11 protein-coding genes are annotated in these 14,791 nt (G+C 66.6%); 2 read left to right on the forward strand and 9 right to left on the reverse strand.

Annotation, left to right across the window (positions count from 1 at the left end):
• Positions 1–189 precede the first annotated feature (189 nt).
• On the forward strand, positions 190–1,341 hold the full coding sequence (locus A5753_RS12515) for an acyl-CoA dehydrogenase family protein (protein WP_067128064.1): 1,152 nt from the start codon (positions 190–192) through the stop codon (positions 1,339–1,341).
• A 10-nt stretch (positions 1,342–1,351) separates the two neighbouring features.
• Complete coding sequence (locus A5753_RS12520; RefSeq protein ID WP_067127902.1) at positions 1,352–2,596, forward strand: acyl-CoA dehydrogenase family protein; 1,245 nt, start codon at positions 1,352–1,354, stop codon at positions 2,594–2,596.
• Here A5753_RS12520 and A5753_RS12525 read toward each other — a convergent pair.
• The 9 genes from A5753_RS12525 to A5753_RS12565 all read right to left on the reverse strand — a co-directional run bounded on the left by A5753_RS12525 (position 2,593) and on the right by A5753_RS12565 (position 14,763).
• A complete protein-coding gene (locus A5753_RS12525; RefSeq protein WP_067127905.1) occupies positions 2,593–4,560 on the reverse strand; it encodes a SpoIIE family protein phosphatase in 1,968 nt (655 codons plus the stop codon). The two genes, A5753_RS12520 and A5753_RS12525, sit on opposite strands and share 4 nt — an antisense overlap.
• Before the next feature lie 356 nt (positions 4,561–4,916).
• Entirely contained in the window at positions 4,917–6,122 is a 1,206-nt protein-coding gene (locus tag A5753_RS12530; RefSeq protein ID WP_067127908.1) for an amidohydrolase family protein, read from the reverse strand.
• 98 nt (positions 6,123–6,220) lie between these two features.
• The gene (locus tag A5753_RS12535; RefSeq protein WP_067127911.1) at positions 6,221–7,252 is read right to left on the reverse strand and encodes a hotdog fold thioesterase; all 1,032 of its coding nucleotides are present in this window, start codon (positions 7,250–7,252) and stop codon (positions 6,221–6,223) included.
• 124 nt (positions 7,253–7,376) lie between these two features.
• Positions 7,377–8,897, reverse strand: a complete 1,521-nt coding sequence (locus A5753_RS12540) for an HNH endonuclease signature motif containing protein (protein ID WP_067127914.1) — start codon at positions 8,895–8,897, stop codon at positions 7,377–7,379.
• 39 nt (positions 8,898–8,936) lie between these two features.
• The gene (locus A5753_RS12545) at positions 8,937–10,433 is read right to left on the reverse strand and encodes a class I adenylate-forming enzyme family protein (RefSeq protein ID WP_067127917.1); all 1,497 of its coding nucleotides are present in this window, start codon (positions 10,431–10,433) and stop codon (positions 8,937–8,939) included.
• A 70-nt stretch (positions 10,434–10,503) separates the two neighbouring features.
• Positions 10,504–11,439 carry an acyl-CoA dehydrogenase family protein gene (locus A5753_RS12550; RefSeq protein ID WP_067127920.1) on the reverse strand — a complete coding sequence of 312 codons (936 nt, stop codon included), beginning with the start codon at positions 11,437–11,439 and terminating at the stop codon, positions 10,504–10,506.
• On the reverse strand, positions 11,436–12,593 hold the full coding sequence (locus A5753_RS12555) for an acyl-CoA dehydrogenase family protein (protein ID WP_197694673.1): 1,158 nt from the start codon (positions 12,591–12,593) through the stop codon (positions 11,436–11,438). The genes A5753_RS12550 and A5753_RS12555 overlap by 4 nt, the downstream gene beginning before the upstream one ends.
• Positions 12,590–13,696: an acyl-CoA dehydrogenase family protein gene (locus tag A5753_RS12560; RefSeq protein ID WP_067127923.1), complete on the reverse strand. Its 1,107-nt coding sequence runs from the start codon at positions 13,694–13,696 to the stop codon at positions 12,590–12,592. Before A5753_RS12560 ends, A5753_RS12555 begins: the two co-directional genes overlap by 4 nt.
• Positions 13,693–14,763, reverse strand: coding sequence for an acyl-CoA dehydrogenase family protein (locus A5753_RS12565; protein WP_067127926.1), 1,071 nt, complete (start codon positions 14,761–14,763; stop codon positions 13,693–13,695). The genes A5753_RS12560 and A5753_RS12565 overlap by 4 nt, the downstream gene beginning before the upstream one ends.
• Positions 14,764–14,791 lie beyond the last annotated feature (28 nt).

Raw genomic sequence — 14,791 nt, forward strand, 5'->3', positions numbered from 1 at the left:
CGGCCGTCTCGACATACCTGCTGGTCTCCGCTTTTTACCGATCGAACTCCGGTATCTCTTACCGTAGTGCGCGTTGCTAACATCGGAATCGCCAGCCAACCGAGGACCGATCGGGCGGATGATCAAACACTCAAACCGTTTCCGTTGCAGCTGCAGCGATCGAATGTCAAGAAGGACCCCCTCGGCATCATGACCACCCTCGACTCTCCCGAAAAGATCCTCTTCACCTCAACCACCCAAGCTTTCCTGGAAAAGGAAGCGCCGCTGCGCCGGGTTCGGGAGCTGCACGCCGCGGGTACGTCGTTCGACCCCGCATGGTGGCGGCGCGCCGCGGAACTTGGCTGGACGGGTCTGCTCGTGCCGGAGGAGCGGGGCGGCGGAAGCGTCTCGGACAACGGCTTCGCCGATCTGGCGATGGTCGCCGAGCAACTCGGCAAGACGGTGGCCCCCGGCCCGCTATATCCGGTCAGCACCGTGCTCGCCGGGCTTGTCGAGTGCACAAACTCCGACGAGCACGCCGACACCATCGAGGCGCTCATATCGGGTGAATCGGTCGCGTCGTGGGCGGTCTGCGAGCCGGGCGAGGGCTGGGCGCCGCTGAACCCATCGGTCACGGCCACCGAAACCGACTCCGGTTACCGCATTGACGGGGTCAAGGATCGCGTCGAGGAGGGCGCCCACAGTGCGGCGCTGCTGGTGGTGGCGCGTTGCGGCACCAGCCCCGCCGAGATTCGTCAGTTTCTTGTTCCCGCAGACGCGCCGGGGGTTCGCATCGAGCCCCAGGAGTCGGTCGATCTGGTCAAGCAATACGCCCGGGTGCACTTCGACGGTGTCGGGGTGCCACGTTCGGCGGCCGTCGGTACCGCCGACGAAACCGTCGCACTCGTCGACCGACAAAGCCAGATCGCCCAGGTGCTGCAATGCGCGGAGGTGGTCGGTGCCCTGCAGACGGTGTTCGATCTCACGGTGCGGTGGGCGCTGGACCGACACACTTTTGGCCGCCCACTGGCGTCGTATCAGGCCCTCAAACACAAGTTCGCCGACATGAAGCTCTGGCTGGAAGCCTGTCGCGCCACCACCTCGGCGGCGGTCGCCGACGTGGCCGCCCGTGCGCCGGAAGCGAATCTGTCGGCCAGCATCGCCAAGTCCTACGTGGGCGAGATGGCGGGTCAGATCGTGCAGGCGTGTGTGCAGATGCACGGCGGCATCGGCGTCACGTGGGAACACGACCTGCACCTGTACCTCCGCCGGATCACGCTGTACCGCAGCATGTTTGGGACGCCAGAGGAGCACAATCTGCGTGTATACGAGTTCGAGAAGGCGGGTCGTTCGGCGAAATGATGAGCATCCGATGACGCCAACCGAGTCCGTCGCGGAATTCGCCGCCCGGGCCAGGAAATGGCTGGCGGACAACATGCCCCCCATCGACAGTGAGGCCCCACCCGCCGCGCCGCGCGACGAGGAACGATCGTGGCGCAGGGCCAGGGAATTGCAAAAGCGGTTGTACGACGGCGGATTGGCCGGCATCTGCTTTCCCCGCGAGTACGGCGGCCTTGGGCTGGACTACGAATACCAGAAGGCATTCGACGTCGAATCCCTCAATTACGAGATGCCGTTGATTCTCAACACCCCGACGTTCACGATCTGCTGCGCCACGCTGCTCGACACCGGCAGCGAAGACCAGAAGAAGCAGCACATCGCCGCGGCGCTGCGCGGCGAGGAAGTGCTGGTGCAGTTGCTGAGTGAGCCCAGCGGCGGATCGGACCTCGCGGGCGTGCTCACCCGGGCCGAGCGCCGCGGTGACCGTTGGATCATCAACGGCGCCAAGACATGGAGCACGAGTGCTTTCGCCGCCGATTACGGCCTGTGCCTGGCCCGCACCGACTGGGAGGTGCCCAAGCACGAGGGCCTGACGATGTTCCTGGTCCCCATCGCGCATCCGGGAATCACATTGCGGCACATCACGATGCTGAGCGGTTCGAAAGAATTCTGCGAGGAGTTTCTCGACGGCGTCGACGTCGGAGATGACGCCGTGGTCGGGGAGGTCAACGGTGGATGGGCGGTGGCGTCCCGCCAGCTCTACCACGAACGCCGAGCGGTCGGGCAGGGGTCCGAGTTCGCCAGCGGCAGCGGCAGCGAGGGCGGCAACGCGATTCCGGTTGACTACGTGGCGCTTGCGGAGAAGACCGGGCAAGCCGACAACGAACGCGTGCACGAGATGGCCGGTCGCGCCCTGGTGCACCGCGCCGTGGCCGAGCAACTGATCGGGCACGTGTCTCGCTGCGTCAGAGACGGTGTCTTGCCGCCGGCCGCCGGAACGCTCATCAGGCTGTTCCACTCCGAGACCACGACCACCGACGTCGACACGGCGCTGGCAATCGCGGGAAGTGCCGCAGTGGTGGGGGAGCAGGGCGCCGGACTCGAAACGGGCCTGCGGTATCTGTCCCGGCAGACCGTCGCCATCGGCGGCGGCACAACGGAGATGGCGCGCAACGTCATCGGCGAGCGGGTGCTGGGTTTCCCCCGGGAGTACGCCGCCGACCGCGGGGTGCCGTTCAACCAGGTGCGCCACGGCGAGCGAGCCGACCGACCCTAACCCTCGGCGACGAGGTTCTCGGCGAGGCCGCTGACCACCGGGAGCTGCACGAGCGACAAGACGTGGTGCGCCGGGCTTCCCGGCGGGGCCACCAGCACGTACTCACCGCCCTGTCGGCGCGCTCGCTCGCGAGCAGCTGCCAGCGCGCTGACACCCGCCGATCCGAGGTGGGTGACGCCGGTGAGATCGATTGTCAACGGCGCGACGCCGGAGCGGCTTTCGACTGCGATCTGACGGTCCAGGGTGGACGCGGTGGTGGAGTCGACATCGCCGGTGACCACGATGCGCCCCGGTTCGCTGACCTCGGAGGCGAATTCCGCGTTGCCCGACCGCCGACCGGTCGCCCGGGCGACCGCTGAATTCGTGACGAAATTCGCCGGCCGTGAGAGTCGGTGCGTCACTGTGGCGGTCGTGCCATCGGCTCCACGACTGACGTGCGCCTCCGACACCAGGGCCTCGGCCATGGCCAGGCCGCGGCCACGGCCCGTCTCGCCCTCGCGGTGATCCTTCCACCGCCCATGGTCGGTCACCGAAGCGTGCAGGTTGCCATCCCCGGACAGCGTTGCCTCGACGACGACGCCGTCGGGAACCTCTGTGCCATAACCGTGCTCGACCGCGTTCTCGACGAATTCCGAAATCGCGTGCACCACATCCGAGATGTCGTCGGTATCGGCGCCGATCTCCGACAGCCACTGCCTCAGGCGGGACCGCACGGTACGCGCGGTGCGGATGGTCGCGTCCAGCGTCAGGTGCAGCGGTGCGGGCGGTGTGCGGCGTTGCGCCGCGAGAAGAGTCACGTCGTCGCTGTAGCCCGTCGAACGCAGCAGCAATTCCAATGTCTCCGAGCAGATTCGGTCGATCGGCCGTACCGATGACTCGATGACGAAGCCGCGCTGTCCGCCGACGATATCCGCGGTCAGCTCGGCGAATTCGGCGGTGCTGGCGACCAACGGCCGCCCCGGCCTTTCGATCAGGCCGTCGGTGTACAGCAGGATCGAGTCACCCACGTCAAGGAATTCGGTGCGCACCGGAAAGCCGGTGTCGCTACCGAGGGGGCCCGCGCCGGAGGGCTCGAGATAGCGGGCGGTTGCGTCCGCCGTCACGAGTAACGGCGGCGGGTGTCCAGCGGTGCAGTAGCGGAATTCGCCGGTGCCGAAGTCGAGTGAGCCGACGCAGATCGTGGCGGTGTTCGAGCCCGGGACGTGCTTGCGGAATCGGTCGACCGCCTCGAGCGCCTCGGCGATCGGGTATCCCGCGACGACCTGCATCCGCAGCGCGGTCCGCAGCTGCGACATCGCCGCCGCCGCTTCGACGCCGTGGCCGACGACGTCCCCGACGACAAGCGCCAGCCGGTCGCCGAGGGGTATCGCATCGAACCAGTCGCCGCCGGCCGCGGTGTCCTCGGCGGCAACGAGATACTGCGCCGTCACGTCCGCGCCGGGAATGATGGGCACCGACGGCGCCAGTAGCGCCTGCTGCATGACGGTGGCGGAATCGCGGACGTTGCGATACCGCTCGGAGATCTCCTCAAGGCGTGCTTCGGCGGCGATCCGGGCCTGCACCCGACTCGTTACGTCCACGAAGGCCAGCTGTACGCCCTCTATCGAGCCGTCCGCCGCGCGTCGCGGTGTGACGATGAAGTCGAAGAAGTGCTCCTGCGCGCGGCCTGCGCCTTCAAAGTCGGCCTGCACCCGCCATTCCGTGCCCGACTGTGGTTCGCCCGTGTGATACACCCGGTCGAACATTTGAAATATCCGTTGGCTCTCCAGCTCGGGATAAACCTCGCGCGCGAGTAGTCCAATTGGGTCTATTGGCGGGCTGAGTGCGCGGTAAGCCGCATTGACCGCGACAAATCGGTGGTCGGGCCCCTCGAGTCCAACCAGCAGCGCGGGAACATTCTCGAAGACGCGGCGGACGTCGTCTGCCGCACCAACGGTTCTGTCCCAGTCGTTTTCGGCCACCATCTGGCCGTTCCTCCTAGCGGCCTGCAGGCGGCCCGCGAAGCCGGGGCCGCGTCGAAACCGGGTCAAAGGGCTGACCTGTTTGCAATTGTTCAGATTAGCAATCGTTGTTGCATGTGCGTTGCATCGGTTTGATGCCGGTCGCGTTGGCTTCGGCAGAATTGGGCGACGAGTGAATGACGGCTGCGACAATCACCACCCGCTGAACCACGGAGCCGCCCGGTCGGGGGCGAATGGGGACGGGGGCCTCGCTGCCACGGCCGATCTCGTGGCGCGAGGCAGCCACCGATCTAATTACTCCGAATTACCCTTGAAATATCCGCAGCCGCAACGCCTTTCGGATCGCGCGGCGGCATCGGTCAGGCTGAGACCCGTTTCTTGGCCGGCGCCGACACCTTCATGAGCTTCATCAGGTTGCCGCCCATGATCTTGGCGATGTCGGATTCGGAGAAGTCGCTGAGTTCGTCGACGAAGGAGATGGGGTCTTTGAGGCCTTCCGGGTGCGGCCAGTCGGAGCCGAACATCACCCGGTCGGTACCGACCATGTTGACGATCTCGGTGAACCGGTCCTCCCAGAACGGAGTGATGTACACGCACCGCTTGAACGCCTCGATCGGGTCCTCGCTGAACGACTGTGGCATCTTCTTGTAGACGCCCTTGAGGCCCTTGAAGAGGTCCGGCACCCAGTCGGCGCCGTTTTCAATCGACAGGATTCGCAGCTCCGGGTTGCGCGACAGCGCTCCGTGGCACACCAGCGCACCCATCGCGTCCAGGATCGGGCGGTGGCCCATCGCGAAGCTGCGGAACGCGGTTGGCTTGAACGGCAGGAACTCGTCACCGGGCTCCCACACGTTCGCGAATTCGGAGTAGCCACTGTCCGAAGCGTGCATCGACACCGGGATCTCGGCCTCGATGCAGGCCTGCCAGAACGGGTCGAACTCCTCGAGCCCGAACGATCGGCTGCCGCGGAAGCCGGGCACCGGTGCGGGGCGGACCAGCACGGTGCGCGCGCCGCGCTCGAGGCACCACTGGAGTTCTTCCAGCGCGCGGTCGACGATTGGCAGGGTGATCACCGGGGTGGCGAAGATGCGGTCCTTGTAGTTGAACGTCCACTGCTCGTGCATCCACTCGTTGAGCGCGTGGATGACGTCGTGCGTCATCTCCGGGTCGTCCTTCATCCGCTCCTCGACCAGGCTGGCCAGGGTGGGGAACATCAGCGCGTAGTCGATGCCGAGTTCGTCCATCACTTCGAGGCGCGCGCCCGGCTCACGGAAGGCGGGGATGGCCTTCATCGGCTCGCCGAGGATCTCGCGGTAAGTCTTGCCCTGCGCGCCGTTGCGGAAATAGTCCTCCTGGGCGCCCGGCTTGGCGACCTTTTCGAAGGTCGGGTTGGGGATGTATTCGCTGATATGGCCGCGCACAACGATTTTGGTGCGACCGCGGACCTGCACATAGTCGATGACGTTTTTGCGCTTGTCCGGAAGGTACTTGGTGAGCGCTTCCTGCGGCTCGTACATGTGGTTGTCGGCGTCGAACACGGGGAAGGAAAGTTCGCGCGAGGGCATGGCGATCTCCTCGTAAATGTCTTGGATTCTCTATCGCTGGTAATGACGTTACCACTTCTGCGCAATTAGGTATACCGAGTCGGCGGTCTCCCGGAAGCTCAGGCGTCCGGCCAGCTTGGGAGCTTTGGTGTGGTCCCCTCGATGACAGCGAAGTTGACGGTCGCCGTCGCCAGTAGATCGTCGTCGCCGTCGCCATAAATGTCGACTTGCATGACCATCGCCCGCCGGCCGGAACGCAACATCCGGGGCACAGCGAACGCCACGCCCTGCCGTACCGGCCGCAGATAGCGAATGAACAGATCCGCGGTGGTCATCGTGGTACCCGGTTGCAGATAATCCAGCCCGAATTGACCGCCCGCCACATCCACGAGCGTGGCGATCAGCCCGCCCTGCAGCGCGCCGGACGTGTTGACGACCGCAGGACTCACCGGCATGGTCATGGCGAATTCGCCGTTGCGGGTGCTGGGGCGCATGCCGATTTGGCTGAACAGCTCGGCCAACGAGGGCGTCGCCGATTGTTCGTCGGTGTCGCGGATGCCCAGGGCGCGGCTGCAGAAGTCGTAGAGTTGCCCGACATCGACCGGTGTCCCGTTCAATTCCGAACCGAGCCAATGCAATCGCTGTGCACCCATCATCGTCTGCATGACGATGGCGGCCGCCGCGCCGACGTCCAAACCCGGGTTGAAGACCCCCTCGGCGATGCCCTGCCCGACGATGTCGCGAATCAGGCCGTGCAGTGGCGAGAGAACCCGGGCGTATTCGCGTGGCCGGGTCTCGGCCAGGTGCTGGTTGTAGAGAGTCAACGCGCGATTGAGGCTGTCCTGGGTGCTCGATTCCGGTTGCTGGCTGAGTCGGTCGATCAGCAATTTGAGCGCCGAGGTGCTGTCCAGGCCGGTGGTTTCAGCGCGCCAGGTCTGCACAGATTGGGCGATTGTTCGATCGAAGAGGGCCAGCAGCAGTTCGTCCTTGCTGCTGAAGTGTTGGTAAAAGGCTCGCAGCGACGTCTTGGAGCGCGCGACCACTTCTTGCACGGTGAAGTCGGTGCGTCCCGTTTCACCCAGTATCGCGACGGCTGTTTTGATGAAGCGGTCGCCGCGGGTGATCTCCACCTGGTCTTTGGTGTCGGCCATGAGCGGATGGTCCCCTTCCATAGCGCGCAGGTGGCGCTATGAGAATGAGGTTACCGCGCTTGGCGGCCGCGCGAGCCGGCGCTTAGCCCTTCGCGCAGAAGTAGGGGCTGCCCAATGATCTGCGTCAGAATGGCGGCGGATCATCGTCGCCGTCGCCCGGTGGGGCGGGGCCGGGCGAAGCAGCCTGATATGCGGATTGGCGGGCCTGAAGCGCGGCGCGGTTATGCCGGCGTTCGCCGGCAATGTACTTCGCGCGGTTCTCGGCGCGGGTGCGCCGCCGCTGCGGCATCATCGCGGCACGATCGGTGAGCCGGTCGGGCTGGCGAGGCCGGGGTGTCTCACCGGTTGGCGTGCACAAGGACGGAAACAGGAGCGCACTGCCCGGGGTGGTCACGTAAGTGTGCCCCGAGGGGGAGCGCCAGATCACCGTGCCGTCGGGCAGCTGCTGATCGTGCCAACCCCAGAAGGTCTTGATCAAATGATGTTGTCGGCAAAGACATTTGAGATTGGAGGCGTGCGTCGCGCCGCCTTGAGAGTGCGGGATCGTGTGGTCGAGGTCCGCTTCGGCCGCGGGACGGTCGCACCCGGGGAAGCGGCACGTCAAATCGCGGCAGCGCACGAAATCGGCCAGCGCCCGCGATGGGACGTACCCGCGCTCCGGCGGTGCGTCGCCGGGATGCTTTACAGGCAAGAGCGTTGCTGAGCCGACAAGCTCAGCCATCAACTCCGGCGGGATAAGCACGTCGGTGCCGATCATCGAACCGGAGTCTGGTTTGGCGCCGTCAGCGGTGCACTGGTTGGCGACCACATGGATAACAACGGGGCTCGGCACCGGTGTTGCGCCGGCCGGGCACGTTGGTCGCCCGCAGCGGCACTGCAGCCTTTCGGCTCCCGCCGCCAAGGCCCCCATGGCGTCGGCGCGACGCTGCTTCAGGGTGCGCGGATCAGCCTCGCATACGGTGGCAGCCAACGCATTCAACCGTGCGTCCACTGCGTGAGCATCGGTGGCGACCAGCCTTCCGTATACCTCCGCCAACCCGTCGCCGCCGTCCCAGATCGAGAATTCGCGATCCGCTTGTTGTTCGCGGCGACGGCGGACCGCGTCGCGATCGGCCCGGGCCACGATCCGGTCCACCGCCGCTGCCAGGCGTCCGCGCGTCATCGTCGGCCATCGTTGCACTCGCAGCGCGAGCGCGGCGTCGACCGTGGCAAGCACGTCGGGATCGTCGATCAAGTCGGTGCGGAACACGATGGTCTGGAAGGTCGAATAGCTGATGTCACCGGAAACCAACGCGGAGCCCACTTTTGGTAGCCGATTTCGCATGGCGCGCGAATAGTTCAGTAAACTCGACGCCAGCGCCTGGCTTATTCTCAGTGCCGCCGCGATCTCTGCGGAGATGGAATCCCAGGTGTCGGTCGCCCAGGTCTCGCGCTCCCCGTATTGGCGCAGCCGCAACATGTCGAGTTCGCCGATTGCCGCCAGGCGCTCACCGGCCGCCTGGTTCTCCGCACGGGAGGACGAACAGATCCGTTCCAGCAAGGCAGCTGACTCAGGCGTAACGGCCGGAGACAGCCGTTCGACCATGGCGTCAAACCGGGCGATCACCTCCGGCTTCGATCGGCCGCCGGCAATTGCTTCGAACATGCATTCGACTATAAGACGCCGGTCCGACAAGTCGTCGCTTCAACCGCCCCGGGCCGCGATCATCGCCGAGCGATTGACCTTGGTCGCCGCGGTGCGGGGGATGGCGTCGACGAACTCGACGGTCTTTGGGGCTTTGTAGGGGGCCAGCCGGCTCTTCGCGTACTCGATCACCTGCTGTTCGGTGAGCTGCGCGCCCTCCGCGATTTGAATCACCGCGTGCACTCGGCGCCCCCACTGCCGGTCAGCGAGTCCGATGACCACCACGTCGGCGATCCCGGAGTGACCCGCGAGCGCGGATTCGACCTCCGCCGGAAAGACGTTGGCGCCGCCGGTGACGATCATGTCGACGCGGCGGTCGACGATATAGAGGAAGCCGTCCTCGTCGAGGTGGCCGATATCGCCGGCGGAGCGGAAGCCGTCCTCGGTCGACGGCAGCGGTGCCGCGCCCCCCAGGTAGCGGGATCCCGCACTCATCGGCGCCCGCAAGTACACGTCGCCGTCCTCGCCGGGACCCAGCGGTCGTTTGTCCGCGCCTAGGATCCGGATGTCGGTGTCCCGGAAGCCGCGGCCGACGCTGCCCGGGTGGGTGAGCCACTCGTCGCCGCGCAACGCGGTGAGTCCGAGGTTCTCGGTCATGCCATACGCCGAGACGATCTGCTCTGGGCTCAGGAGTTCGAACCAGGTGTGCATCAACGACGGCGGCATCACCGCGGCGCCTTGCAGGATGAAGACCACGCTGGACAGGTCTCGCTGCCGGACGTCCGGCCGGGCCGCGATGCGGGCCAGCATGGTGGGCGTGGCGGTGAAGTTCGTGACCCGAAACCGTTCGATCACATCCAACACCAGTGCGGCGTCGAACTTTTCGAGTATGACAAGGTGGTCGCCGGCGAGTAGGAAGAAGAAGGTGGCAAAGCCGTTGGTGTGATACATGGGAGCGGGCACCATGATGGTCTGCGGCTGCGCCACCGGCGTCCAGTTCGACAGAAACGGCTCGCCGTGCTGAGGCGTCCACAGCGAAGGCGCCAAGCTGAGAATCACTTTGGGTACGCCGGTCGAACCGCTGCTGCAGATGCCGTTGACGTGCGGGGAAACGGCGGTGGGCAGCGGGCTCGCGGACTCGCCGGCAGCGCGAGTTTCCAAGTCCCACCGAGATTTTTCGTCGACCACGACCGCGGGGTCGATCACCTCGCGCACCCGGCCTCGCTCCCACTCTGGAAGATCCCAGTGCATCGGGACGGGGACCGCGCCGACCTTCCAGCACCCCAGCGTCGCCAGCACCAGATGCAGCGAGTTCGGAATGGCCAGTGCCACCAGGGAACCCGTTTGCGCGCCCAGCCCGGCCAGCGCCCGGCCCCACTGGTTGGCGCGGGCATCGAGTTCACCGAAAGTCAGCGCCTCCGCGGTGCCATCGAGCGCGACAATGGTGACGCCGAAATCGTCGCGGCGTTGTTGCGCGAGCTCGCGCAGTTTGGTCGCGAATGGTATTCCCTCGTCGAACGGATTGGGCGTCACCTCGGCCGCGGGGGCGGGGCTCATTTGCGCCGCTCCTCATCGCTTCGTCCCCGGCAAGCGGGAGGTGCCCCCACTGCATCGTCACCGGCGCGGGTCACGCCGATACCGGCCCGCTGAACAATGTCTCGAATGACCCGTCCGACACGCAGGGGATCAGGCGCAAGGCGAGATCCTCTGTGCCCAGGGGCAACCGCATCAGCGGTTGGGTGTGCCGGTCGAGCACGCTGACGTCTGACTCGTCGCAGAAGCCCAGGGCTCCGAGCAGTTGGTGGGACGAGCGCATCACCTGTCGTGCCGTGTCGGCGGCCTTGAGCCGAAGGATCAGGGCGTCGGCCGAATGGATTTGCGCCGGAAGTGATTCCGGGCGGCAAATGGTGAATTTCGCGAGTTCGTGCAGTCCGCGGACTGCGACGGCCGCATCCGCGACGGCGAACCTGACGGCCTGAAAGTCCGCGAGCGGCTTGCCGAACTGAATCCGGGCGCGCACATGATCGGTGACAATGCGCAACGATTGCTGCACCGCTCCCAGAATCCGCCATGATCCCAGCACGAGATGAAGGTTAACGTCGGCGACGGGCACGGTGCCCTCGGGTGCGCTCAAGGTGGCCGGGACCAGGAAGGGCCCCAGCTTGGCGCCGGTCCGCGAGGCCGGCTGTGGCCGGTACCGATTGCCGTCCAGGTCCGCCGCTACCCAGTCACCGGCGAGGTCGCCGTGGTCGATGCGCGGGGCTTCCGGATTGACCAGGGCCAGGCGCGCGCCATCGATCGCCAGCAGCTCCTCCACCAAGGGGTAGGGGAGCGCGGTCGCGCCGGCGGCCTGACAAAGCACCGCCGCGGCCAGCAGGTCATCCGGGGCCGAGCGCACGTCGAGGTCGAACGCGCCGACATCGTGCAGCGCCGCGCGCGCCGCATCCCGGATGGCGTCGTCGGTCTCGGCGCGCAGCGCGGCAGGCGGTCCGCCCAATCGGCTGAGCCGCTTGCCGGCGACGGCGGCGAAGTCGCTGACATCTTGTGGTAGATCGGTTTTCACCTGTGTTCTCCCAATACGTCTCGTGCCACCAGCATGCGCTGCACCTCGATGGTGCCCGATGCCACGGTGGCCGCTTGCGCGTAACGCCAGTGGTCTTCGATCGCCCCGTGCAGTGCCGCGGAGCTTCCGCTGTCCAGCGCCGTCGGGCCCAACACGTCGAACAGCAGCTCGGCGACGAGTTGGTCGCAGGTAGTCGTGATGATGCGGGCGGCGCTGGCCGCCGCGCCCGCCGACGGGTTGTCCTGCAGTGAAACGGCGCGATAGGCAAGCAATCGGGCGACCCGTAGGTCGACGAGTGCGCGCACCCATCGGGTGCGGATCGTCTCGGGCAGCTGGTCCCAGTCGTCCCCGAGCTGAGCCCGCATCCGTTCGAGCAGCGATTCGCAGCGCGCGTAGCGCGCGATGCCGACTCGCTCGAAAGCCAGAGCTTCGCGCATCACCCGCCAGCCGTCGCCGACCTCACCGAGCACGTCGCCGGGAAACGCCTGCACGTCGTCCAGGAACATCTCGTTGAGGTGGTGCGGTCCCAGCATCGACGGGATCGGCCGGACGGTGAATCCGGCCCGGTCCATCGGAATCAGAAACAGGGTGAGCCGCTTGTGTTTTGGCGCCTCCGGGTCGGTGCACGCCGCCAACACGCACCACGATGCCATCAGCGCGTACGACGTCCACACCTTTTGGCCGGTGATGCGCCACCCGTCCCCGTCGGCAACGGCGCGGGTGCGCAACGACACCAGGTCAGTGCCGGCCTCCGGCTCGGAGAAACCTTGGCACCAGATCACGTCGCCGGAGGCGATGGCCGCCAGGTGCTTGGCCTTCTGTTCGGCCGTCCCGTACCGCATCAGTGCGGGCCCGACCCAGTTGATGCCCATGTACTGCGGACCGCGCGGCTCGTGCTGGGCCCACATCTCCTCGCGCAGCACCGTCTGCTGCCAGACCGAACCTCCGCCGCCGCCATGCTCTTTCGGCCACGCCAGCGCCAGCAGCCCCTCGGTCGCCAGCAATTTGCAGAACGTCTCGGTGGTGGCGAGGTCTTGCGGGTTCTCGGTGCAGGCACCCAGAAAGTCGGCCGGGATGTGGTTGGCAACCAGCTCGCGCAGATGGCTGCGCAGTTGCCCGGCATCGTCGCCGAGGTCGTAATCCATTGTCGTCATCCCTTCGGCAACCCGAGCAGCCGCTCGGCGATGATGTTGCGCTGAACCTCGGACGTCCCGCCGTAAATCGTCGCGGCCAACGCGTCCTGACGTTCGAACAGTAGATCCGGATCGGTGGCCGAATCGGGGCCCCCGGCGGCCGCACTCAGTTCCCAAACACGCTGCAAGGTAAGCGATCCGAGCAACTTCATGGTGTCGGCTTCCGGGCTGGGCCGCCCCGCGAGTTCGTTGCCCAACGCACGATACCCGGTGGCCCGCAACGCTTCAGCGTCCGCCAGCAGCGAACCGAGTTCGGCATACACGTCGTGGCTCGTGTCCGCGGCGCCGGCGTCGCGCACCGAGGCGAGACCGCGTTTGATCTCGACCCAGTTCATGATCCAGATCATCTGGCGTTCATGGTGCAGCGACGACAAGGCGACATTCCAACCGCCGTTGAGCGGTCCGAGCAGATTTTCGGCGGGCACCTCGACGTCGTCGAGGAAGACCTCGCAGAATGTTTCGTCGGAGATCGACGCCATGCGGATGGGCTCGACCCGGACCCCCGGCGAATGTAGGTCGAGAATGAAGCACGAGATGCCGCGGTGTTTCGGGGCTTCGGGATCCGTGCGGGCATACAATGTGCACCACCGCGACTCGTGTGCCTGGGTGGTCCAGATCTTGTGGCCGTTGACCCGGAACACGTCGCCATCGCGCTCCGCGCGGGTCCGCAGACCGGCGAAATCCGACCCGGCTTCAGGCTCGGACATGCCCAGCGCCCACCACTCGTCACCGCGCAGCAGCGGAACGAGCAGACGCTCGATCTGGGCGGGCGTGCCGAACTGGCGAATGCCGGGCGCGGCGACTCCGGGGCCCTGAACGTTGGGCAGCTTGGGTGCGGACCGCAGCGCCGCCTCGATCCGGACTTCCATGGCGTCGCGCAAGCTCAGCGATCGACCGCCGTGCTCGCGGGGCCAGGTCGGCTGCAGCCATCCGGCCTCGAACGAGGCGCGTTGATACTCGCGCCGCAACCCGAGATCCCAGCGGTACCGCCGATAGTTCGCGTAGTAGTCGTCGGGCAGGAACTCCGCCAGCCACGCGCCGAATTCCGACACGACCGGGCTCACGCGGCACCCCTGCAAAATCGTCGCCCCACCTCGTAATAGAGGGAGCGGCTGTCGCCCAGCATGGCGGCGCCCTGCCAGGCCCGCCGGACATAGAGGTGCGCGTCGTGTTCCCAGGTCTGCCCGAGGGCACCGTGTACCTGCACGGCGGTGCGTGCACATCCGACCGCTGCGTCGTTGGCCGCCGCCTTGGCCAGCGCCGCGGCGGTCCACACATCGGCGCGCGGCGCGACCGGATCGCCGAGAAGGGCGGCCGCCGCATAGGTCAGGCTGCGGGCGCGTTCGACGCTGACGTAGTTGTCGGCCAGCGCGTGTTTGATGCCCTGGAACCCGCCGATCGGCTGGCCGAACTGGCGCCGTGATTTCGCGTACTCGACCGAGCGGTGCAACGCGGCACTCGCCACGCCGAGCAGATCGGCGGCCGAGGCCACCCAGGGCGCCGTAAAAGCCGATTCGAGATCAACGGGTGCAACTGCGATGGGCTCGGCGTCGATCTCGACGCCGGCCAACGGTTGAGCGGGATCGGTGGATTCGGCCGCCGGCACCATGGTGACCCCGTCGCCGCAGCGGGCGACGGCCGCCACGGTCTCACCGTCGTCGCAGCGAGCCAGCGTGACGACCAGCTCCGCCCGCGACAGGTTGGGGACGGCGACGGCGGTGCCGCGCAGCCGTCCCTGGGACAGGGTCATCGGAGCGCCGGGCAGTCGCGATCCCTGGGCGTGAACGGCCAGGGTGGCTACGACACCGCCGGCGATATCGGTCAGCACCGCGTCAAGCCCAGTGTTGCGCAGGACGCCCGCGGCCAGACCGACGCTGCCCAGCAACGGAATTGGCGCGATGGCCGCACCGCATTCCTCGAGAACCACGGTTAGCTCGACCGGTCCGTAGTCGCCGGCGTCTGGGGCGGCGAGTTCGGTCCAGCCGAGATCGACGACGGTCTTCCACAGGGCGCGCCAGCGCTCGGGGTCGGTGATCGCTTGACGCGCGGCGTCGGGCGGGGACTCCGTCCGTAATATGTCGCGTACGGTGTCACGCAGCGACAGCTGCTCCGAGTTCAGTCCGACATCCATAAGACCTCTAACATAGTAAAGATAATAA

Origin of the sequence: Mycobacterium sp. 852002-51971_SCH5477799-a, assembly GCF_001667145.1 — a bacterium.
Classification (GTDB): domain Bacteria; phylum Actinomycetota; class Actinomycetes; order Mycobacteriales; family Mycobacteriaceae; genus Mycobacterium.